Origin of the sequence: Clostridium oceanicum (genome assembly GCF_039521385.1) — a bacterium.
In the GTDB taxonomy this organism is placed as follows: domain Bacteria; phylum Bacillota; class Clostridia; order Clostridiales; family Clostridiaceae; genus Clostridium_F; species Clostridium_F oceanicum.
The window spans coordinates 568,918-593,155 of the sequence record NZ_BAAACG010000010.1; the positions used below are offsets into that span (position 1 = coordinate 568,918).

Below are 24,238 nucleotides of genomic sequence, written 5' to 3' on the forward strand. Positions count from 1 at the left end.
AGTACACTATTTATATTAAGATGCATTTAAATAAACAAGTAGGCAATATATTATTGATCGTTTGTTTATTTATTTACATATGTTTAACACCTACTATCCTTCTTTGCATAGTATAAATGGACAGGCTTTTTATTAAAAATTATATTTAGAAAGTCTTTTTTAATTGGAAGGAGGAAAAATAATTGTTTAATCCTTTATCTCACTGTATTGAAGGTGCAAATATTCCAGTAGAAACTACTACTGGCCTAACTAAAAGAGTATATTTTAATAATGCTGCTACAACTCTAGCTTTAAAACCTGTAATGCATAAGGTAGATTGTAATGTTCCTCTTCTAACCTATACTGACGCTCCTGGTCCATTAGGAGAAAGAACTACCATAAATTATGATGATGTACGTGATGTTGTCCTCAATTTTGTAGAAGGAGATGAAAATAAAGATACAGTTATATATGTAAAAAATTCAACAGAAGGTATTAATTTAATAAGTAATTTATTGTGTCAAGAAGACCCAGATCAGATAGTTATAACAACAGCTATGGAGCATATGGCTAATTATCTACCTTTTGTAACAAGATTTAAAACAAAAGTAGTAAAAGTTACAAAAAAAGGAGAATTAGATTTGCTTGATCTTGAAAGAAAATTAAAAATGTATAAAGGAAAAGTAAAATTAGTTACAGTAACAGGAGCTAGCAACGTAACTGGTATTACTCCGCCAATTTATGATATTGCAAAATTAGTTCATAAATACGGAGCAAAAATATTAGTTGACGCAGTTCAATTAGTTCAACACAAACCCTTCACTATGAAACCTCATTCCATGGACGAGCATATAGATTTTGTAGTATTTAGTGCGCACAAATGCTATACTCCCTTTGATGGAGGTGTACTAATAGGTCCTAATGATTTTTTTTCAAAATATAGGCCCTATTTAGAAGGAGCAGGAATCACAAAATTTGTTAGTAGCAAAAGGATAATTTACTCTGATCCACCTACACGTTTTGAAGCTGGATTTCCAGATATATTTGGGATTATGGCATTAGGACAAACTATCAAATTTCTTGAAAATCTAGGTATGAATAATATTTTTGAATATGAAAAAGCTTTATATGACTATATGAAAATGAGATTAAAAACTATTCCTAAAGTAAAAATATATGCTGAAAATTCAAATCAAATAAATATACCTTATATTTCTTTTAATATAAAAGGAATGTATCATACAGATGTTGCAGACTACCTTGCATATAATCATGGAATAGAAGTAGCCGCTGGCAGCGCCGGAGCAGATATATATGTTCAGTCACTCCTTGGAGTTAGTGCTGAAGACGCTTATGCAAAATATCTAACTGGCAAACCTTATGGCATAATAAGAGTAAGTTTAGGAATGTATAACAGTTTTAGTGAAGTTGACAGTTTTATTAATGCTCTTAAAAAACTATAGTTTCTTTAATTTAATAATAGATAAAAGGTTTATAAAGACTAATATTTTATAGACCTTTTGTCTTTAGTTTTTATCTATTGCACTTTAAATAACAATTCATCATATAATAAAATGAAAGTATACTAGTTTTAAGAGGTATATATGAAAAAATCAAAAGTAATTTCGCCAAACCAACTAGTTTTGTTATCTTCACTAATAGGAATATTACTTTCTAAAGACCTAACCTTAAACCAACAAAACGTTCTTGGTAACTTTTTAGAAACATTAGGTCAAGCAATATTAACAATAAACGCACAAGCTCAAAATATTAATTCTAAAAAGAGCTGTAATAATTCTAATTCTTCCACTTGTAATTATGAAAATAAGAAAAAATCAACTTCTGATTTAAATGACTTAAAAAAAGAAATCAAAGAACTAAAAAAACATATAGACATGCTAGAAAATAAGTTAGATAAATCTCTTTAATTCCTTAACTTATATATACTAACTTATCTTCTAGCACATTTTATTTATTATTTTAAAATTAAAACTGTAAAAATATTAAACTGCTTTATGCTTACATATAACTGCTTTAATAGTAGAATAATCAATATCCTCAGGTAATTTTTCTTTTATCTCTTTTAATCTATAACTATTAATTTCTTTTATTGTATCTAAAATAATCTTTTCTTTTTCTTCTGGTATAAGCATATCCCAGTCAATTTCAAGTCCTTCAAGTCCACATTTTAAAAGATGTTCTTTAACAGTACTATCTTTTAAATCTCTTTCACTACATATATCTTCTATAGAAGACCCTTTAGAAAACATATTATAGGTTACAACATGACTTGGAGTTTTTTTCTTTTTGTCTTTTTCTTTAGACTTATCAGAATCTAAAGCAGCTTCTTCTAGATTTCTAATATTATTTTCATCATTGTATTCTATAATTTTCTCTAAAAATTCTTCTCCATATTTTTCAAATTTCTTTTCACCTACACCTTTTATCTCTAACATTTCAACTTTATTTAAAGGTATTTTCTTACTCATTTCTCTTAATGAAAGATCTGTAAATATAATATATGGTGGAATTGATTCTCTCTTTGCTATTTCTTTTCTTATATTTCTAAGTATATCAAATAATGAATTATCAACTTTAACAGCTTTCTTTTTCTTGTGAACCTTTTGCATTACTTTTTCATTATTTTTAAGCACATTTATAGCTTTATTTGTAAGTTTTACAACAGCAAATTCCTCTTCTGTCTGAAGTAAATATCTTTCCGCTACCAAAACATTAACTAAATCTTTTATTTCTTTTATAGTATAATTTTTCATTATTCCATAGGTAGATAACTTATCGAATGCTAGATTTAATACCTTCTTATTTTTTGACCCTCTTAAAACCTCGGCTATCATTGTAACTCCATATCTTTCTCTTATTCTATAAACACAAGAAAATATTTTTTGAGCATCTATGGTTATATCTACAACTTCGCTACTATCTTTACAGTTGCTACAATTGTCACATTTATCTTTTACATCTTCTTCTCCAAAGTACTCTAATATATACTTTCTTAAACATTTAGTTGTATAACAATAATCAACCATAGATTGAAGTTTTCTATACTCAGAAATTTTTCTATCGGTAGAAAAAACTGTCTGCTCTATAAAATATTTTTGAAGTACTACATCTCTAGGACTAAATAATAGTATACATTCACCATCTTCTCCATCTCTACCAGCTCTTCCTGCCTCTTGGTAGTATGCTTCTATATTTTTAGGCATATTATAATGTATTACATATCTAACATTTGACTTATCTATACCCATTCCAAAAGCATTAGTAGCTACCATCACCTTTATATCATCATACAAGAACTTCTCTTGATTTTCTTTTCTCTCTAAATCATCCATACCTGCATGGTATTTTCCTACTGAAATATCTTTCTTTGATAATAATGTATATATATTTTCAACTTCTTTTCTTGTTGCTGCATATATTATACCTGATTTATCTTTATTATTATTTAAATAATCCAATATAAAATCTCTTTTATTTTCATTTTTATAAGTTATAAATTCTAAATTTTGTCTATCAAAACCTGTAACAAAAACCTCTGGAGATCTAAGTTCTAAAATATTTGTTATATCATTTTTAACCTCTATTGTAGCTGTTGCAGTAAAAGCAGATATCACAGGTCTTGGTTTTAATCTTTTTATAAAAGGTGATATTTTTCTATAACTTGGTCTAAAATCATGTCCCCACTGAGATGCACAGTGTGCCTCATCTATTGCAACTTGTGAAACCTCTAGTGTTTGAAGAAGCATAAAAAAAGCTTCTGAATCTAATCTTTCTGGGGCAACATATAATAACTTTAATTCACCATTTGAAGCTTTATACATAGTTTCTCTTACTTTTTCAGTACTTTGAGTACTATTTATTACCCCTGCATTAATACCTAAACTATTTAAAGAATCTACTTGATCTTTCATAAGAGATATTAAAGGAGAAATAACTAAGGTTATCCCCTCCATAACTAATGCAGGTATTTGATAACATATAGATTTTCCACCACCTGTTGGCATAATAGCAAATGTATCTTTTTTATCTAATATGTTATTTATTATTTCTTCCTGTCCTTTTCTAAACTCATCATATCCATAATACTTTTTTAATAAATTATGTATATCCATTGCTCCTCCTTTTAAATTCATGTAACACAATCTAAAATATTTACTACATTTATAAGTCTTACCTAATTTATTATTAATAGAACTGTTTACTATTTATTTTATAAATCCATATCATTTATAAATCCATTATTCCACAAATCTAATACTACATTCATTTGAGAATTATGACTTTTCTTTTCTCCAGCCATAACTAAATTCCATAGCTGTTTTGCTGTAACTTTATCATCATATTTTTTATTTTCTAAAATGCTAATTGCTTTAATTGCATAACTTTTATTCTTTACTGAAGTAGTATACCTTCCTTCTTTAACAAACTTAACTAATCCTTCTTCACATAATCCTAAAAAAGTATTTTTAGGGCACTCTTTTTTTATAGATGTCTCTTTATCTTTAAAAACTTCTATTGCAGCTATATTCCAAGCCTCTTTTGGATTTAAATTTTCCTTTTTTATAAATTCCACTGCTTTTAAAGCTATAATACCATAATTGTTCATAGTAATTCACCTCTTTTTATATGAAACTCAGACTCATTCTTCCTCTGAGTAAGTGATTCACTCCAAATTACAAATTTGGGTTCTCTACTTATGAAACTCAGATTCATTCTTCCTCTGAGTAAATGATTCACCTCAAATTACAAATTTGGGTTCTCTACTTATGAAACTCAGACTCATTCTTCCTCTGAGTAAGTGATTCACTCCAAATTACAAATTTGGGTTCTCTACTTACATAAAAATTATAACATAACTTGGTATTATATTATTTTTTTAATCCAGTTCATTTTAAGGAATTTATTTGTAAACATTTTCAATTAATTTAATTTGTTTTTTAAATTAAATTTAAAGAATATTGTTAAAGTTTTCTCTAAGTATTCCGAAAATATTTACAATAGATACATTTTGATAGAGGAGTTGTATAAATTTGAAACTTATGAAAAAATTAAATTCTAGTATACGATATAAGATAATGTTAGCAATAACTATTTGTTGTTTGCTTACATCTTTTTTAATTGGAAGTATATCTATACTAAAAAGTAAATCTGTTATACAAAAAGAAGCTGAAGCAAGATTAACCGATATTTCTCAAAACAAATCCAATAATATTAATGAGTTACTTTTAAATACTGAAAATACTGCAAAAAATGTTGAAAGCCTGTTAGTTTCTGGCTTTAATATTGATAAAGCAATATCATCTCCAAAATATATGAAATCATACTACAATTCTGTAGACCCTTTTATTAAAAATATAGCCAAAAGAGAGAATAAAACTTTAGGTATCTGTTTAATATTTAACCCTCAAATAACTAAAAATTTATATCAAGTTTGTTATGAAGGAACAAGTAAAAATAGAGATTTTAAAAAACTTAATAAATTTAAAATAGATGATTTCAAAGAAACTAATGAATATATGAGCTGGTATTATAATCCTTCAAAAAGTAAAAAAGCTATATGGAGTGATCCTCATGAAGACGCTAAAGAAAAAAATAATTCTCTCAAAAAAGATATGAGAATAGCTTATACTAAACCTATATATAAAAATAATAAGTTAATAGCAGTTCTAGCAATTGATTTATATTTTAATGATTATGTAAAAATGATTAATAACGTAAAAGTATATAATAACGGTTATGCATTTTTGTTAAACAAAAACTTTGAATTTTTAGTCTATAAAAATTCAAAATCTAAGGATAATTTAAAAAACTTTAAAGATAGTAAATTAAAGTCCATTACAAAAGATATGGTGAAAAATAAAACTGGAATAGGATATTATACTCTTAACGGGAATAAAAATATTTTAGGATATTCAAGACTCTCAAATGGTAATATTATGGTAGTCACTGCTAAAACTTCTGATATTTTTAAAAGCCTTACAAAACTTCAAATATTTATAATTACTTTTGTAATATTTTTAATTATATTATTCTCAATAATAGCCTGGTTTATAGGTAAAAAGCTAAGTGATCCTATTACTCTTACAACTAAACTTATAAAAAAAACAGGAGATTTAGATTTATCTTATGATAAAAATTTTGATATTCTTTTAAAATACAAAGACGAGTGTGGAATCATATCTAAAGAAGTATTTAATTTAAGAAATATCTTATCAGAAATAATAAAAGTATTAAAAAATAATTCTGAAGAAACTTCTAAATATTCAACTGTACTTTCTTCATCTACAAATGAAATTTCTAAATCATCACAGCAAATATCTACTACAGTTATAGAACTTGCAAAAGGCGCTCAAGAACAAGCATGTTCTGCTGAAAAAAGCGTTGATAAACTTGAACATTTTTCTAAAGAACTAGATACTATAATAAAATCAATAAAAGTAATCCAAGATTACTCCACTACTACAAATAATATAAATAATAACAGTATAAATTCTTTTAATGAATTACTCCAAAGAATTAAACTTAATGATACATTAGGACAAAAAACTTCTAAAAGTGTTGATGTTTTATCCGAAAAATCAAAAACTATAGTAGGTATAATAGATACTATTCATTCTATTGCAAAACAAACTAATTTACTTGCATTAAATGCAGCAATAGAAGCACAAAGAGCTGGTGAAGCTGGAAAAGGTTTTTCAGTTGTAGCTGAAGAAATAAGAAAGCTTTCTAATGAAACTACTGATTCAACAAAAAAGATAGAAAATATAATATATGAAATTCAAAATGAAGTAAATACTACCAAGTACAACATGGATCAAGTTATAAATGCTTCAAATAAAGCTTCAGAAGCTATGGAAATTTCTAAAGAAGATTTCAAAAAAATCAATTCAGTAATACTTAAATCTTTAGATAAAATAAATAACTTAGCTAATAATGTAACCTCTATAAATAAAGATAAAAATGAGATACTAAATTCTATACATGAAATATCTGCTGTATCAGAAGAATCTGCCGCTTGTACAGAAGAAATTTCATCTTCTATAGACGAACAATCTATGAATTCACAAGAAATATCTAAAACAGCTAACAATTTAGAGGACCTTGTTAATAAACTAAAAGAAATTATAATGAAATTTAATATCGATTAAATCATAAATTAAAACTTCTATGAAAATGAAAATTCCATGAAAATATAATATTATAAATAAGCTTCTAAATTTTAAATTTACTATATATCTTTATATCTTTTTTAATTTAGAAGCTATATATAATAATTTAAACTGTAAAAACTTTAATTGCATTTTAAGTTAACATAAACTAAATCAATAGCATTTATATTACAAGTTAAACAATATAGCTAATAGTTGCATCTGGTAAATATTTTTCAATATATCCTTTTATAATTTTTTCAGCAGGCCTTCTATACTCATTACGATATGTATATTTTCCAGGTCCTTTAGGTCTCATTTTACTTTTATCTAATAGATTAATAGCTTTAGGCATACTTTCCCCATTAATATAAAAATTAGCTGATCCATAGGTCATAAATATTACCTCAATAAAAAGCTGGCTTTTAAGCTTTGGAAGTAAATAATTTGAAACTTCTTTAAACATATTTTCATAGATTATTTCAAAGTCTTTTTCTAAAATTATAGGAGCAATATTTAATCCTATTTTATATCCTGCTTCAAACATTTTATTAGCTGCAGTTAATCTTTCTTTTAAACTACTTGTTCCAAATTCTACTTTATTTATAATTTCTTTTGGATTAATAGAAATACGCATTTGTGTATGACCATTATGTTTAGCATCTAATAAATCATCTACAGCATCAAACTTTGTTGCAAAAGTAGCTGTTGCATTTTCTAATTTGCCAAACTCTTCAATTGCCCATTTTAAATTACCTGTAATAGTGTTTTCAAGAACCATATCTGAATTACATCCTAGTTCATAAACTTTGTGTTCTCCTACTTTTTTTATTGTTTTCTTTACTTTTTCTATCATCTCATCTCTATTCATAAATATTCTAAGATAAGAATTAGTATTAAAATGACAAACTAAATAACAATAAAGACACAAAGCAGTACATCCACTAGATGTAAATGGTACAATAAAATCTGCACTTTTATCATTAGGAGTTAATCTAACTGTCTTTCTTGTACCTAGTATTAAATATTTCTTCATTTTAGTAAATTCTTTATTAGGCCTTTTTCTTAACTCTTCAATTCTATGGTGAGCTTTTATAGGAATGATCGGTATATTCATTTTTTCATATTTATCTAATAGCTCTTTTCCTTGAGCATATTCTTTTACTATCTCTTCAAAATAAACTCTTGTTGGTACAAAAGGTTTCATAATAATTACAGTCCTTCCTTATAAAATAAAACTGAATTTATTTTAGTATTTTACTAATATCCAAATATTTATTCTATAAGATAAAAAACACATATCTATATTCGTAAACAAAATTTATAAATATAATATATCTCCTAAACTATTTATAACAATACATTGTATTTTTTACTTAATAAATTAAATTCTAATAATTAATTTTCTATTTATAGCATTTACAAAAATGGTATATTATACTATAATTAATGCTAATGATTATTATTATCAACTTATAAAAAGAAGGTGAAATATCCATGACAAATTTACTTATTTCTAGTATTGCTTTTGGTCTATTTATTGTGTGTCCTAGAATGGCTGGGATGATGCATGTAATTAATAAACATTCAAAAGTTTCTATACTAAGAACAGTAATTACAGGTACTATTTTATCCATACCACTATTACTTGGAATGGTTTTTGTTTTTTCTCATTTTGGTGTATGGGGAGCTATTATAGTTTGTGTAGGAACAGATTTTGCGGCTACATTTATTATGAAAGAAATTAGTAAAAAAGCAGCACTAGAAACACTAATCATTGCATTATTCGTAATTATAGGTGTTAAAATCGCACCACTTATATCAGGACTTATAGTAGGATAATAAATATTTAGAAGGTGATAAAAATGAAAAAAACTTTAGGTTTTACAAAAGAAAGTATCATTGCAAGTTTTGCTTTTGCTTTTTTTGTTGTATGCCCTAGAATGGCTGGAATGATGCATGTTATAAATAATTACTCAAAGGTCTCAATGTTATACACTGTTTTACTTGGAATTGTTATATCCATACCATTATTAATGCTAATGGTATTTGTTTTTGATAAAGGTGGTATATGGGGTGCTCTGGCCTTTTGCATTTCTACAGATTTAGTTTCTGCTTTAGTAATGAAAGGGGTAGATATAAGAGCTTCAATTGAAACTTTTATTATATCTATATTTGTTGTTATCGGTGTTAAAATTGCTCCTTACATTTCAAAAATTATCTTTGATAAATGGATACATACAGAAAGTGACCCTGTAAATAGTAAAAAAGCTATTGAAGTATCTGCTGATGAAAAATAATTAAAGATTTTTCATTTATCAAATTAAAAATTAAGACTGTAGAAGGCTAACCTAGTCTACAGTCTTAAAATTTGCAAAAGTAATCTTTTTCTTTAATTTAAAGGTTATTTGTTACTTTTCCTTTTCCATATACAGTTTCCCAATCTTTTATAAACTGTTCTACGCTCCAATCAGTTAGTGGATGCTCTAATAATTTATCCATTATTTGTGCATTTACTGTTACTGATTGTGCTCCTGTAAGAGCAACTTCATGTACTTGTTGAACATTTTTAAAAGATGCTGCAAGTACTTTTGCATCTACATTGTGTAATTCAAACAACTCCATTATTTCATCTACTACATTTACTCCGCTTCCAGTTATATTATCTATTCTATTAACATATGGTGCTACAAACTCTGCACCACTAACAGCTGCCATAAGAGCTTGCTCTGCTGTAAATATGGCAGTAGCTGTAACTTTTATGCCTTTATTTTTTAATATCTTCATAGCCTTTATTCCTTCAGCTATAACAGGAACTTTTATATATAAATTTCCTCCTATTACTTCATTTAAGTACTCAGCTTCTTTAACAATTTCTTCTGCCTTTGTACTAACTGCTTGCACATGAAGCATTTTATCTTTACCTATTACACTTCTTATTCCTTTTAAAATTTCTATAAAATTTCTATTTTCTTTAGAAATAATAGTAGGATTTGTAGTAACTCCACTCATTGGATATAAATCAAAAGCTCTCTTTATTTGTTCTAAATTTGCAGTATCTAATAAGTACATCATAATTAATCACCTTTCACTTAATTTATTTAAAATAAATATTATTAAATTTAAACACAAATATAATAAAAATATACATTTCCTTAAAACGTTCATTTCACTAAAAGTACTTACTTCTTAATTATTATTTATTATATAGTTTATAGTCTTTAAGACATTGTGTTATTCCTTCTTCTGTTGTTGTAAAATTTAAACCGCTAGCAATAATTTTATCAGTATTTAATCTTATATCTCTCTTATTTTGTGCATATTTTTCTTCATCTTTTTCTAAAATTTCTTCTATTCTATGTTCTAGTCCCATTTCTTTCAAAATAAGTTTTACTACTTCAAAACGATTTAAATCATTTTTGCTTCCTAAATTATAAGTACCATAAGGTATTTCAAAAATCTTATCAAATTCTTCTATAACCTGCTGAACATATGTCATTCCTCTATATTCATTTACTGGCCCTTTTATTTTTTCTCCTTTTAAAATACTTGATACTGTATTCCACATTATGTTTGAGTTTATATTTAGCCCTCTTTCTGGAAGTCCAAATAACCAAGTAAATCTTAAAATCCATAGTTCATCTAATATATTTTTAAGTAATCCTTCTGCTTCAAGTTTATTTTCACCATATACAGTATTTGGAACCGCTTTATGCTCTTCATCATATGGTCCACTTTCTAAATTTCCATTAAAGACTTGTTCAGAACTAATAAAAATCATTTTAGCTCCTACTTCTTTACATGCTTTTGCTACATTTACTGCTCCATCCACATTAATTTTATGTGCTACTTCTGGATGTTCATTGCAAAAATCAGTTACTGCAATAGCCGCTGCATGAATAACATAATCTGGTTTAATTTTTCTTAAACTTTCAAAAACGTCCTCTTCTTTTGTAACATCTAACTCTTTTCTACTAAGTGAAAATATATTATATTTGTCCTTATAATATTTTGAGAATCTTGTACAAAAGAAACCATTTCCTCCTGTAAGTAACACTTTTTTCATATAAAACCCCTCTTTTCTAATTTATTTACATTCCACCTATACTAACCTTTAAACCTTCTTTTTCTAATTTCTCTTTTATATTATTAACCTCTTCTTTAGAAGATGGATTAATATTTTTCATAGTATACTTTTTATTTAAATATTCATATTTATTACTTCCATATTGATGAAAGGGTAATATATGAATCTCTTTTAAAAAAAGCCCTTTTACCAAATTTATAATTTCATTTATATTTTTTTCATCCATAGTATATCCTGGTATTAAAGGAACCCTAGGTATAACTTTTTTTTCCTTTTTAACTAAAGTAGTAATATTGTGTTTAATTAGATTAAGGTCTGCCCCAATAACCTCTCTGGCTTTTTTATCATCCATTATTTTTAAATCAAATAAAATTAAATCTAAATACTTTGACATTTCTAACAGCTTTTCACTTTCACCTTGTCCACTAGTTTCAATAGCTGTATTTATACCTAATTTCTTTAATTCCTTTAATAATTCTATTACAAAATCACTTTGTCCTAATACTTCTCCTCCAGATAAAGTAACTCCTCCTTTTGAAGTGTTATAAAAGACCCTATCCTTTTCCACTTCATTTATAACCTCTTTAACAGTCATATATTGACCAAACTCACTAATAGCACCGGTTGGACATTCATCTACACTATGAGAACAAACTTTACAATGTATGCACTTACTTTCTATCTTACTTAATTCTATTTTAAAGCTTTGAGATTCTGGGTTACAACACCAGGGACAATGTAGTGGACATCCTTTAAAAAATATTACTGTTCTAATTCCTTCACCATCATGAATAGAGTATCTTTGTATATTAAATATGAGACCTTTCATTTAATAAACACTTCCTTTAAAGACTATGTTCTGTTCTAGCAATTATATCATCTTGAATTTCTTTACTAAGTTCTACAAAGAAAGCACTGTATCCAGCAACTCTAACCACTAATCCTTTATACTTTTCTGGGTGTTTTTGGGCTTGTCTTAAAGTTTCATGAGATACTACATTAAATTGTATATGTTGTATTTTAAGTTTCATAAATGCTAACAAATAATCTGCCATCTTGTTTATTCCCTTTTGTCCTTCTAAGGTTTTTGGATTAAATTTCACATTAAGTAAACTACCATTTGTTGTTAAATAGTTATCCAATTTACTTACACTTTTAAGTACAGCTGTTGGACCTAATCTATCTTTACCAACCATTGGAGATAATCCCCCATCTGCAAGTTGTTCTCCATCCTGCCTTCCATCTGGGGTTGCTGAAACTTTAGCTCCTAAAGGAATATGAGCAGATACTGTATATGCTCCAGGAGTAAAAATCCCACCTCTAACATTTTTATATGTTTCAAGCTTCTTTGCATAATAACTTAAAATATCTGAACCTATATTATCTAATTCATCGTTATCATTTCCATATTTATCATACCTATTTATTAATCTTACTCTTAATTTTTCGTACTCTTCTCCTTGAAAATTGCTTTCTAATGCAGAAACTATTTCTTTTAATGTAACTCTTTTTTCTTCATACACTATCTTTTTAAGAGCATACAATGAATCACTTAAATTAGCTATTCCTATTCCTTGAACTCCTGAAAAATTATATTTTGCTCCTCCTTCTGTTATATCTTCCCCTTTTTCTATACAATTTTCTATTAAACAAGATAAAAAAGGTACTGGAGCATATTGTCTATGTCCTTTATCAACTATATTTGATCCTACAACTACTAGTTTTATATACTTATCTATATTTTCTTTTATCTTACTTATTATATCTTCAAATAAAACATTCTTTTCGTTTTTTAACTGCTTTAAGGATATTTCCATTATCTTTAGAAGATTAAACAATGCTATATCATGAAGTCCATAAGTTTTCCCTGGAATTGAAAGTTCAACACAACCTACTATTCCATAGTCTCTCGCATCTTCTAATGTAACAGATCTATTTAAGAAACCTGGAACAATTACTTCATCATTAAATATTTGAGGAACACCTGTACCAAAGCGTATTGTCTCCACCGTTTTATTTAAAAACCCTCTTTCTATAAGTTCATTAACTCTTACAGCTAAATTAGGCTGAGGAAGTAATATATCTTGATAAGTTTCTAAGCATAAATAAGATAACTCATTTACTGCTGAATGACCTCTTTCTGTAAGTCCCCCTAAAGCAATAGTATATCCTGTAGGAAAACCTGCAAAATACTTTGCACTTTCAGCACTTCTTATTAAAACAACATCATTAGTTTTTATCCAAAGACATTGTAATAATTCACTTATTTTCTCATTTGATTCTCCTCTATTAATATCATTTTTATAAAATTTATACATATATTGATCAAATCTACCTAATGATAATGAACTTGCATTAGATTCATACTGGGCTATAATACTTATATACCAAAGTAGTTGACAAGCTTCATAAAAAGTTTCTGGCTTTTTACTAGCAACTTTTTTAGATATTCTCCCTATTTCTAAAAGCTCTTTTTTTCTCTTTTCATTGTTTTCATCTCTTGCATAATCTAATGCTAAAGATTCGTATCTTAAGATATGTCTCTTGGCAGCTTTTAATACTATTAAGGCTGCTTTATAATAATCATTTTCTTTATTTTTTTCTAATCTATCATTAACTGTATTTATTATTTTATCTAGACCATTTTCTAATACTAGCTGAAAATTCATTATAATATGGCCTTGACCTTTATCTGTTTGATTTAACTTAAATATATCTTTTGAAACACATTCTCTTACTTCTCTACTAATTTTATTATTAATAAAATCTTTCATAGATCTATCTTTCCAATAAGAATAAAGGTTTTCTCTATATATTTTTTTATCTTTTTCTGATATAAAAAATTGATCTTGATCTCTATTTTCTATAGTATCTAACTCATTATATATCCAATAAGGGTCCATTTCTGGTGATACTATTCCACTTCTTGGTTTTATTGTTCTATTTCCTGCTATAATTTCTCCTGGTCTAATAGATATATTTACATTTTCTAAAATATTACTTGTGGCTTTTGCCCTTCTTATAATTGTAGCTTCATTTTCTGTTTTTTTATAACTTTCAGTATAAAGTAGGGCTCTTTCTAAGGATATTTCTCTTTTATTTTCGAATAATTGTTCTTTTAATTTTTTTACCCTTTTGGTTATCATTTATAATCCCCCACAATATTATTAATTATTATTTTTTATTACTTTTTATTGTTTAATCTTATTTTAAACTAATTTTAATAAAAATTCAATAAAAAACAATTAAACTTTCTTTAAATTTATGATATATTTATACTGTACTAAAATTTAAATTAATTCTTATTTTATATTTAAGTTTTAAATTTAATAATTAATTAGGTTTTTAGGTTTTTTATTTTATACAAAAGGCTAAATATTAAATTAAATCTTATTGTAGATAACCTTCCTATTAAAATAATTTAAAAATTATAAACCTTAAAAATATGTGTTTGTTTAAACTTTTATAGTCTTTAAGATATTTAACTATGAAAATAAGTTAAACTAATAATTATATATATAACTATAGAGGTGGTGATATTTTTGTTTGCACAAGAACGATTAGATACAATATTAAATATTTTAAACAAAGAAGGTAAAGTTGTAGTAAAAGACTTAAGTTCTAAATTTAAAGTAACAGAAGATTGTATTAGAAAAGATTTAAAGAATCTTGAAAATCAAAATCTTATAAAAAGAACATATGGTGGTGCTGTTCCTATCCGTGAATCAGCTCATAATGAAAAAATAGAAAATAGAATTAATATAAATGTTGAATCAAAAAAAATAATAGCCCAAAAAGCCTTTAATCTTATAAATGAAAATGAAACAATTTTTCTTGATATCTCTACAACTAACATACTTCTTGCTGATATGCTAGCAAAAAGCAATAAAAAAATTACCGTAATAACCAATATGATAGACATTGTAAAAACTTTCTCTATAAATAATAATATAAAGGTAGTATGTACTGGGGGAACTTTTAGCAATGAATTAGATGGATTTACTGGTTCAATGACTATTGAAAATATTTTAAAATATAGAGTAAATAAAGCTTTTATAGGAAGCTGTGGTGTTAATATTTTCGATAAAAGCATTACAACTTTTGATGTTGAAGATGGAAATACAAAAAAATCTATTATAAATATAGGTAACCATGTGTACTTAGTTATGGAAAATAAAAAATTCTACTTTGATGGTGTTTATAATTTTGCCAATCTCTTTAATATAAATACAATAATTACTGAAAATACTCCAGATGAAAGCATTCTTGAAGTATTAAAAGAAACTAATACTAAAATACTATAGTTAATATAATATTTAAAAAAATAATTATAAAAGGAGAAAATATGAAATTTAAAAAAATAGTATCTATAGACTATACAGGAATAGATGAATTTGTCCATGAAAAACTTAAATCATTATGTAATACCTTAGAAATTTATAATGATTTCCCAAAATCAGAAGCTGAAATTATTAAAAGAGCTAAGAATGCTGATGTATTGTTAGTATCATGGAATACTCCTATAACAGCAAATATAATAAAAAATCTTCCTACACTAAAATACATTGGAATGTGTTGTAGTTTATATGATGAAAAATCTTCAAATGTTGATATTATACAAGCAAAAAAACAAGGAATTATTGTAAAAGGCGTAAAACATTACGGAGATGATGGAGTAGTTGAATACTTTTATAGCGAACTTATAAGATTATTTAAAGGACTTGGTAATGTTCAGTTTAAAGAAGAACAAATAGAATTAAGCGGTATAAATCTTGGTATAATTGGATTAGGAACTTTAGGAAAAATGATAGCAGATGCTGGTAATTTTTTCTCTATGAATATATACTACCACAATAGAAATAAAAGAAATGATGTTGATTATAAATATCTTTCAATAGATGTCCTTTTAAAAACTTGTGATGTTATAACAACTCATTTACCACGTAATACTGTTGTTATTGGTGATAAAGAATTTTCAGAATTTGGAAATGGTAAAATACTTGTAAATACAGGTCTGTCACCCTCTTTTGAACTTAGAGCTTTTGACAAATGGATAAAATGTAAAGGTAACTTTGCATTATTTGATATAAGTTCAACAACAGAAGAATTTAGAACTAAATATAAAGATTATCCTAATGTAATAATAAGTAATACTGTTTCTGGTTTTACTAAAAATGCACGAGAAAGATTAGCTCATAAGGTTATTTACAATTTAGAAAATGTTATTAAGTCAATTTCAGATTAAACTTTTAATAAATGCCTTACTAAAACCAATTAAATATATATTTTCCTATAAAAATAGTTTACCATCATACATTAATGGTAAACTATTATTCTGTAACTATATTTAAAAATTATCTTAATCTAAATTTTATTTTTTCCATTATTATATCATCAGAAATATTAAACATATTATCTAAAAGATCACATCTAAAACTTCCAGTACCTTTAGCATTCTTTGAAAGTTCACCACATATACCCATAAGAGCTACAGCTAAAACTGTACCTTGTAATATATCTAATGAAGAAATATAAGTAGCTATAAGGGATGTAAGCATACAACCTGTCCCTGTTATCATTGAAAGCATTTCACAGCCATTTTTTATTAAATATGTATAAGTTCCATCTGTTATTATATCTACTACTCCTGTTACTGCAATAACAGCTCCTGTTTCTATAGAAAATTTCTTTATCATTTCTATATTCTCATCAAAATTTTCCTCTGTTACAATATCTTTTTCTCCAACATCAATTCCTTTTGAATCATTTTTTATCCCACATATTGCTTTTATTTCGGACATATTTCCTTTTATAACAGTTGGATGACACTTTAAAATATACTTTTTTGCATATTGAAGTCTAAGTGTACTGCATCCAACACCTACAAGATCAATTACTTGTGGAATATTGTTTTCATAAGCTATTTTCCCAGAAATAAGCATAGATTCCATTCTAGTATCTGTTATATTTCCAAGATTAACTCCAAGCCCACTAGATTTAGAAGTAATTTCTGAAACTTCTAAAGGATGCTGGGCCATAATCGGTTTCCCCCCAACTGAAAGAACTATATTTGCACAATCATTTATTGATATAGGATTAGTTATACAATGTATTAATGGTTTTTTAGATTTAACACTCTCTTTTATTTCCAATAATTTGCTTATTATTGTTTTTTGGTCTATCATAAATTTTTGCCCCCAAACTCTTTTGAATTTTTTGAAGCATACCTATTCTACTTAAAGAACCTAGAAAAATAAATGCAATTGTTCCCCCTATAAGGGTAGCCATAATAAATGAAGGAACGTAAAACATCCATGTAAGTCCAGTTCTTCCCATTAATATAGCCATAACAGGGTATGAAACTATAGATCCTATTATACCAGTTCCTATAACTTCACCTATAACAGCAAAAATTATCTTTCCTTTAGATGCTCTATACAAAACTCCAGATAAAAATGCTCCAAAAACCGCTCCTGTTAGTGCAAGTGGTGGAATTCCCATAAAAAACATTCTTATAACACCAATTAATGTAGCACAAAGCAATGAATACCAAGGTCCAAGGATAACTGAACATACAATGTTTATAAGATGCGCCATAGGACATAGCCCTTCTACTCTAAGTATTGGAGAAATTATAACTCCCATAGCCACAAGCATTGCTAACATAAGTTTTTTTAATAAATTTGAATTTTGCCTCATAAAAAAATACCTCCTTAATAATATTTAAAATTCTACAAATCACATAGGAAATAAATACCATTAATAAGATATAGTTTTAGTACAATAAAATAGCAATTTCCTATATGAAATATCATATCAGACGGTCGAAGCTCAAAAGCTTCCTCTCACCTTGAAACACAAGTTCCCTCGCTATTTAATTGTGTTTTGCCATAAAAACTCAAGGCGCTCCCCTTTAGTTTTTAATATATAAAGTTTTAAAGCATAAAAAATAGGATACACGGAATAATGCGTATCCTATATATACTCTAAAACTTTATAAGCTGCTAGTATAAATATATTATTTCCTTACGCCGGCATTATCCGAATCAAGTTATGGGTCGAAGCATAAACTTCCTCTCAGCCTTAAATAAAGCTCCCCTTTTAAAAAATTATACCATATAAAAAATTTTTATACAATATTTCCTTAAATGCTGAATTTCCTAATACTATATTAATTTATTTTCAACTTATAATATAACTTGCATGAGTTAATTTATCATACTATTAAAATTAATTTAAACTAAATATATTTAATTGGTTAGTTTTAAAAATTTAACAAATTCCTTTTAAATAATCTAAATATAAGGTTAAAATAGCATAATACTTTATACTACATCTGTTATATTTATATTCTTTGTAGTCTTTAAATCAATAAAGTCAGAACCTATTGTTAATAAAGGCCTATCTATATTGTCTATATCAATTTTTATTATTTTTGCAATTTTACCATTACTTAGCTTAACTTTTTCTCCTATATAACAATTAATAATTCCTTCAATAAATTTATTTACATACTTATAATCTAATTTGTTTACACTTTGATTTTTTATTATTTTAAGTGCTTCAAAAGAAGTCCTTGTTTTTTTATAAACTAAACTTGATGTCATGGTATCAAATTCATCTGCAATAGCAACTATTTTAGCAAAATCATGGATTTTTTCACCTTTAATTTTTAAAGGATATCCTGTTCCATCACATCTTTCATGATGCATAAGTATTCCCATCAAAATCGATTCATCTATATTATGTATATTTTTTGCTATTTCATATCCAACAACTGCATGAGTTTTAACTTCACTAAACTCATCATCTGTTAATATTCTTCTTTTATTTAAAACTTCCTTATCTATTTTTATTTTACCTATGTCATGGAGAAATCCAGTATAACTTAAATATAATAATTGTTCTTTAGAAAAGCCTAACCATTTTCCTAACATGTAGCTTAATATTCCTACATTTACACAATGTTTATATAAACATTCATCTTCTTTTCTATAATCCATAATACTTTTAAGAATAATACTATAATCTTTCATCTCTTCCAAAACATATTCTTGAATATTTTTAAATTCTAATATACTTATTTTTGAATTTGAATCAAGCTTTTCATATATGTTTTTAAGATTTTTATGAACTTGTAACAATATTTCTTTTTTTCTACTAAATTTTTCTTCAGATTTTTTTATAACAGATTGAATTTGCTCTTCTAATTCACTATCGTCATATACCTCTATTTTCATATCTAAGTCCATTTTTTTAATCTTTTCAATATAATTACTAGTTAAAATAACATTTTTCCCTAATAACTTTATTCCATTTTTCTCAATAGCTTTTGCTAAAATCATTCCTGGTATTAATCTACTAAGTTCTATCTTTTTTGTCTTATTTTCCATATTCCCTCCAAATATATTAAAAATAAACTTATTTTAGATTATACAATGATTTTATTGCAATTTCCACATGATTTTATCCATTTTTCTTAACTAATCCCATTTAGTACAAAACTTATATATTAATATTTTACAATTCAAAAATAAGTAATATACCATATACCTTTTATTTACACACTATATATTAATTTAAATTTATATATATATATTTAAATTAATTAAAGTGCTTCCTTCCTCTTTAATACTCCTACTATTTTCGTTCCATGAACTTCTTTTACTTTTGTATAGTTTATAATATCTAAATAATTTTCTTTAGTAATACCACCTCCAGGAAGTATTATTATTTTATCTTTACTTTTACTTGTTAATTTTCTTATTATTTCCTTTCCATCAAAAGCATTAGTTTTACAACCTTTTGTTAATATCCTATCTACCTTAAGTTCAATTAATTCTTCTATTGCTTCCTCTTTGTCTTTTATTTCATCAAATGCCATATGAAAAGTTACATCTAAAGGCTTAGCTAAATCAACAAGTTCTTTCATTACATTTTTATTAATTAATTTATTTTCATCTAGCACACCAAAAACTACACCATCTACCCCTAATCCTTTACACAATTCTATATCCTTTTTCATTATTTCAATTTCATATTTTGAATATACAAAGTCCCCGCCTCTTGGTCTTATTATTACCATTATAGGTATATCTAAATAACTTTTAGTCTGAATTATAGTACCATAACTTGGAGTTGTTCCTCCTTCTTTTAAATTGTCACATAACTCTATTCTGCTAGCACCTAATTCTTGTGCTTTTTTAGCTTCTTTAAAAGATCCTACACAAGCTTCCTTTATATACATATTTCACCTCTTAATTTAAAGTAAATTATAATAATACTAATTTTTTAATAAGTTTATATTTATTTTTTTATTCTATAACTACTAAATCTATCTCTTGAAGTAGAATTTAAGATAATCTCATATCTCCATATACAATAGACTTTTCATTCAATTCATATACCCTAATAAAAAATAATACAATATATTGATTAATTTAATTCAAAAATATCAATATACTGTACTATACTATTCTTTTAATGTTTTTATCTAACATTAATATCTTTATTTATTTTCTATATAAGAAACTATAGCCTGAAAATTCTTATTTAGGTTATCAGGTATAAAATAATAATACACACTTTTTTTCATTCTCCTAGAAAATATTAAATCAGTTTCTTTTAAAATTTTTAGGTGTTCAGATATAGTTCCTTTTGAAAACCCAAAATCATCTGATAGCTCTTTAGTTGTCTTTGGAGATATAAGTAAAGATCTTATTATTTTTAACCTTAATTCACAATTAATAGCCTTAGTAAATTTCTTAACGGATTTAGGTACTTCATCCATTTCTATATTTCTAAAATTAAGATTAATGTATATGCAAAATATATTTTCAACTATACTAATCATCAAATGTGGTGAAGTAAATACAGAAGGCAAAAGTACAATTTTATCTATTCCATCAATATCAATTTGAAAATCTGTTTGTTTTTTTAATAATATTTTTCCATTAAGGTATTTTAAATCACCATGTAAATTAAGAATATAATCTATAGTATCTGAATTTGATAAAATAGATTTTTGCAAATCTATATTTTCCTTTTCATATTTTTCTATTCTAGGCCATTCAGCAGAAAAAATTTCTTTCCAATAACATCTTAATGTTTCTACTACTTTAGTTCTAATATTTTCATAATTGTGAAGGTAAGACCTTATACTAGAAACCGGAAGATAATTCAATAGCTCAGGAACATACTCTGAATCAAATAATGGTGGATTATCCATCCAATCTTTTAACTTATCTTTATGAACTAACCCTGCCCCTAAAAATAAATATGAAAATAAGTATATATCCATTTTTTCTATTTCATCAATTAAATAATGGATATCTTTAATGTTTGAATTTCTATTTTGTATCTCACTAGCTATATCCATAATAAATGACCATTGATTATATTGCTCAGAAAAAAAATATATATCCCTTTTTAACTTTAAACTTAACTTATTATTTATCTTTTCTACCCATCCTTCACAATTTTTATGATGACTTGGATCAGACAAAACATGCAAACTAGCAGCCATTTCAACTAAAGGACTACATATAAATTCTATTTTATTTTTAACATCTTCTCTTCTATTTATAATTGGCATCCTATTCACCTCATACATAACCTATGCTGCTAAATTTCAAGTAAATTCTATCATCAAATGAAATATAAATCAATTATAAGGAGGCTATTTACTAAATTCCTTATAATAACCTCCTTAGTAAATTTAAATAACAAATAAATCTTTCATTTGATTATTTACTTATTACTGTTCCAGTTTTCCCCATTAAAGCTTCTTCAACTTTATCTAAAGCTGTTATTATAGTTTTTCTCCCATTAAGTGAATCTGCAAACTTAACGGCTGCTTTAACTTTGGGAAGCATTGAGCCTGGTGCAAAATGACCTTCTTTTATATACTTTTCTGCTTCTTTTATTGTCATAAAACTAAGATCTTCTCTATTAGGTTGATTATAATTTATAGCAACTTTTTCAACAGCAGTTAATATTAATAATTTATCTGCATCCATAATTTCTGCAATTTTTTCTGCTGCAAAGTCTTTATCTATAACTGCTGAAACACCTTCAATATCTCCATTTTCTTTTTCAATTACAGGAACTCCGCCACCTCCAGCTGTTATAACTATATGACCATCATTAATAAGTGTTCTTACAATATCTTCTTCTACAACTGATTTTGGCTTTGGAGAAGGTACAACTCTTCTCCATCCTCTTCCTGAATCTTCTTTCATAATATAACCTTTTTCATCTATAATTTTTTTTGCTTCATCTTCATTGAAAAAAGAACCTACAGGTTTAGTAGGATTATTAAATGCTGGATCATTTTTATCTACTACTACCTGAGTTACAATTGATGCAACTTGTTTATTTATATCTCTTTTTTTAAGCTCCTGCCTTATTGATTGCTGAAGATGATAACCTATATAACCTTGACTCATAGCACCACATTCTGGAAAAGGCATGACTAAATTTGATTTATCTACAGCATTCATACCTTCATATGTTGAAACTATTTGTCCTACTTGTGGACCATTTCCATGAACTACTATAACTTCATTATTATTTTCAATAAGATTTACTATTGCTTTTGCTGTATTTTTGCAATTTTTAAGTTGAGCTTTAGCTGATACATCTTTAGAACTTTTTTGAAGTGCATTCCCTCCAAGGGCTACTACTATTCTTGACATATTATTTCCTCCATATATTTTGTTTTATAAACATATAATTATTTATTATGCATTAGATTTATTCTTTTTTATATTCTTAAGTAATAATCCACATGCAATAAATCCAATTACACTTACTATAATCATAAATGTAAACATTATTTTATATCCATCTATTCCTGGGTTTTTATCTAACCAGTTTCCAACTAAAGTATACACAAAAGCTTCTGGCAAAAATCCTATAAAAGATGCAAACCCTATAGCTGCACCAGCATATTTAATAGGTACATTTATTTCATCTATAGCAGCAAAATATATTCCTCTAGTAATAAATACCCCTGTACCTAAAACTACCATTGAAACTATTACTACCCATATAAGATTTGGATCTCCAGGTATAATTAAAAATGGGACTAATGACGCTACAATCATTACAAAAGCTCCAAATAATACTTTAGTTGAAGATCCAATTTTATCTGCCATAAATCCAGCAAAAGGTCCTGCCCCTATTGCTAAAGCATAAATACGTATTAATCCTAATGCCGCTGCAAGTGAAACTGATGCTTTAAATATTTCTGTAAAATAAGGAGTTATATACCCCATTGCAATATACTGAACATAAGAAGAAAATATAATAATTGCAAGTAACCATACTTGTGGCATTTTTATAACTGCAACTATATCACTTAACAAAGGATTAGAATCTTCTGTATTTTTACTATCTTTAAAGAAAAGTAATGTTATTATACCTCCAGCAACAGAAATGATAGCATAAACATTTATTACTGTTTTAAGTGCTACTTGTGATGCTCCCATTTTATTAAATAAAGCTAAAATCATAAATCCATAAATTATTGGTAAAAGTCCACGTCCACCTTCAAATATTCCATATAATCTACCTTGTTCTTTACTATCTCCAAGTTGACTTACAGCTTTTATCATTGCAGACCAATATGTCAAACTAGTTGTAATTGCCCATATAACATGTATTAAAATTAACATTTTATAACTTGGATAAGTTCCAAAATAAAATCCTACTAAACCTGTAACAATTAATGAAAAAGCTAAAAGTTTTCTAATGGAATAACGATCTGCAAGCCATCCACTAGGAAAATAGCCTAACATAGCTACAATCCCATAAACAGTCATTAAAAACCCCATTTGAGTATTATTTAAATTTAAAGCTTCTCTAAGAACATCATAATAATTATATCTAAGATATGGCAATTCATATATAACACAACCAGCTATCATAAGAATAAACAGCATCAAAGCCCGTTCCAATTTAATATTTTTTTTCATAAGCACCTCTACCCCTTAATAATAAT

General features: G+C 26.4%; 21 protein-coding genes and 1 riboswitch. Of the genes, 7 read left to right on the forward strand and 14 right to left on the reverse strand.

Annotated elements, in window-relative coordinates; genetic code table 11:
- Window positions 1-182: 182 nt before the first annotated feature.
- Together ABDZ71_RS13030 and ABDZ71_RS13035 are read left to right on the forward strand one after the other, a co-directional pair.
- Window positions 183-1,442, forward strand: coding sequence for an aminotransferase class V-fold PLP-dependent enzyme (locus ABDZ71_RS13030; protein ID WP_343762101.1), 1,260 nt, complete (start codon window positions 183-185; stop codon window positions 1,440-1,442).
- 141 nt (window positions 1,443-1,583) lie between these two features.
- On the forward strand, window positions 1,584-1,907 hold the full coding sequence (locus ABDZ71_RS13035) for a hypothetical protein (RefSeq protein WP_343762103.1): 324 nt from the start codon (window positions 1,584-1,586) through the stop codon (window positions 1,905-1,907).
- A 75-nt stretch (window positions 1,908-1,982) separates the two neighbouring features.
- On the opposite strand, the gene recQ is transcribed toward ABDZ71_RS13035, so the two are convergent.
- Together recQ and ABDZ71_RS13045 are read right to left on the reverse strand one after the other, a co-directional pair.
- A complete protein-coding gene (gene recQ / locus ABDZ71_RS13040) occupies window positions 1,983-4,112 on the reverse strand; it encodes a DNA helicase RecQ (RefSeq protein WP_343762105.1) in 2,130 nt (709 codons plus the stop codon).
- 98 nt (window positions 4,113-4,210) lie between these two features.
- Window positions 4,211-4,606, reverse strand: coding sequence for a DUF6979 family protein (locus ABDZ71_RS13045; RefSeq protein ID WP_343762106.1), 396 nt, complete (start codon window positions 4,604-4,606; stop codon window positions 4,211-4,213).
- 433 nt (window positions 4,607-5,039) lie between these two features.
- On the opposite strand from ABDZ71_RS13045, the gene ABDZ71_RS13050 reads away from it, so the two are divergent.
- Window positions 5,040-7,148, forward strand: a complete 2,109-nt coding sequence (locus ABDZ71_RS13050) for a methyl-accepting chemotaxis protein (RefSeq protein WP_343762442.1) — start codon at window positions 5,040-5,042, stop codon at window positions 7,146-7,148.
- A gap of 196 nt (window positions 7,149-7,344) precedes the next feature.
- Here ABDZ71_RS13050 and ABDZ71_RS13055 read toward each other — a convergent pair whose 3' ends face one another.
- A complete protein-coding gene (locus ABDZ71_RS13055; protein ID WP_343762108.1) occupies window positions 7,345-8,355 on the reverse strand; it encodes an SPL family radical SAM protein in 1,011 nt (336 codons plus the stop codon).
- Window positions 8,356-8,645: 290 nt separating this feature from the next.
- Here ABDZ71_RS13055 and ABDZ71_RS13060 point away from each other — a divergent pair, with 290 nt between their 5' ends.
- Together ABDZ71_RS13060 and ABDZ71_RS13065 are read left to right on the forward strand one after the other, a co-directional pair.
- Window positions 8,646-8,990: a hypothetical protein gene (locus tag ABDZ71_RS13060; RefSeq protein ID WP_343762110.1), complete on the forward strand. Its 345-nt coding sequence runs from the start codon at window positions 8,646-8,648 to the stop codon at window positions 8,988-8,990.
- 23 nt (window positions 8,991-9,013) lie between these two features.
- Window positions 9,014-9,448 carry a hypothetical protein gene (locus ABDZ71_RS13065; RefSeq protein WP_343762112.1) on the forward strand — a complete coding sequence of 145 codons (435 nt, stop codon included), beginning with the start codon at window positions 9,014-9,016 and terminating at the stop codon, window positions 9,446-9,448.
- Window positions 9,449-9,545: 97 nt separating this feature from the next.
- On the opposite strand, the gene ABDZ71_RS13070 is transcribed toward ABDZ71_RS13065, so the two are convergent.
- From ABDZ71_RS13070 to ABDZ71_RS13085, 4 genes are all read right to left on the reverse strand, one after another.
- Window positions 9,546-10,223, reverse strand: a complete 678-nt coding sequence (locus tag ABDZ71_RS13070; protein WP_343762114.1) for a fructose-6-phosphate aldolase — start codon at window positions 10,221-10,223, stop codon at window positions 9,546-9,548.
- 121 nt (window positions 10,224-10,344) lie between these two features.
- Window positions 10,345-11,214, reverse strand: a complete 870-nt coding sequence (locus ABDZ71_RS13075; RefSeq protein ID WP_343762115.1) for an SDR family oxidoreductase — start codon at window positions 11,212-11,214, stop codon at window positions 10,345-10,347.
- A gap of 25 nt (window positions 11,215-11,239) precedes the next feature.
- Window positions 11,240-12,064, reverse strand: a complete 825-nt coding sequence (locus tag ABDZ71_RS13080) for a [formate-C-acetyltransferase]-activating enzyme (protein ID WP_343762116.1) — start codon at window positions 12,062-12,064, stop codon at window positions 11,240-11,242.
- 16 nt (window positions 12,065-12,080) lie between these two features.
- On the reverse strand, window positions 12,081-14,381 hold the full coding sequence (locus ABDZ71_RS13085) for a formate C-acetyltransferase (protein WP_343762117.1): 2,301 nt from the start codon (window positions 14,379-14,381) through the stop codon (window positions 12,081-12,083).
- Window positions 14,382-14,768: 387 nt separating this feature from the next.
- Here ABDZ71_RS13085 and ABDZ71_RS13090 point away from each other — a divergent pair, with 387 nt between their 5' ends.
- Both ABDZ71_RS13090 and ABDZ71_RS13095 read left to right on the forward strand, forming a co-directional pair.
- A complete protein-coding gene (locus ABDZ71_RS13090; protein WP_343762118.1) occupies window positions 14,769-15,539 on the forward strand; it encodes a DeoR/GlpR family DNA-binding transcription regulator in 771 nt (256 codons plus the stop codon).
- 41 nt (window positions 15,540-15,580) lie between these two features.
- On the forward strand, window positions 15,581-16,480 hold the full coding sequence (locus ABDZ71_RS13095) for an NAD(P)-dependent oxidoreductase (RefSeq protein ID WP_343762119.1): 900 nt from the start codon (window positions 15,581-15,583) through the stop codon (window positions 16,478-16,480).
- A gap of 109 nt (window positions 16,481-16,589) precedes the next feature.
- Here the strand turns inward: ABDZ71_RS13095 and thiM are convergent, their stop codons facing one another.
- The 7 genes from thiM to ABDZ71_RS13130 all read right to left on the reverse strand — a co-directional run bounded on the left by thiM (window position 16,590) and on the right by ABDZ71_RS13130 (window position 24,212).
- Entirely contained in the window at window positions 16,590-17,387 is a 798-nt protein-coding gene (thiM, locus tag ABDZ71_RS13100) for a hydroxyethylthiazole kinase (protein WP_343762444.1), read from the reverse strand.
- Window positions 17,365-17,934 carry an energy coupling factor transporter S component ThiW gene (gene thiW, locus ABDZ71_RS13105; RefSeq protein WP_343762120.1) on the reverse strand — a complete coding sequence of 190 codons (570 nt, stop codon included), beginning with the start codon at window positions 17,932-17,934 and terminating at the stop codon, window positions 17,365-17,367. Before thiW ends, thiM begins: the two co-directional genes overlap by 23 nt.
- A gap of 307 nt (window positions 17,935-18,241) precedes the next feature.
- Window positions 18,242-18,345, reverse strand: a riboswitch (TPP riboswitch).
- Between the two features lie 215 nt (window positions 18,346-18,560).
- Complete coding sequence (locus tag ABDZ71_RS13110; protein ID WP_343762121.1) at window positions 18,561-19,628, reverse strand: HD-GYP domain-containing protein; 1,068 nt, start codon at window positions 19,626-19,628, stop codon at window positions 18,561-18,563.
- Window positions 19,629-19,843: 215 nt separating this feature from the next.
- A complete protein-coding gene (locus ABDZ71_RS13115; RefSeq protein WP_343762122.1) occupies window positions 19,844-20,482 on the reverse strand; it encodes a copper homeostasis protein CutC in 639 nt (212 codons plus the stop codon).
- Between the two features lie 261 nt (window positions 20,483-20,743).
- On the reverse strand, window positions 20,744-21,829 hold the full coding sequence (locus ABDZ71_RS13120; protein WP_343762123.1) for an ArsR/SmtB family transcription factor: 1,086 nt from the start codon (window positions 21,827-21,829) through the stop codon (window positions 20,744-20,746).
- 151 nt (window positions 21,830-21,980) lie between these two features.
- The gene (gene arcC, locus ABDZ71_RS13125) at window positions 21,981-22,931 is read right to left on the reverse strand and encodes a carbamate kinase (protein WP_343762124.1); all 951 of its coding nucleotides are present in this window, start codon (window positions 22,929-22,931) and stop codon (window positions 21,981-21,983) included.
- A 45-nt stretch (window positions 22,932-22,976) separates the two neighbouring features.
- Window positions 22,977-24,212 (reverse strand): MFS transporter, encoded by a 1,236-nt coding sequence (locus ABDZ71_RS13130; RefSeq protein ID WP_343762125.1) that lies wholly within the window; start codon window positions 24,210-24,212, stop codon window positions 22,977-22,979.
- Window positions 24,213-24,238: the final 26 nt, after the last annotated feature.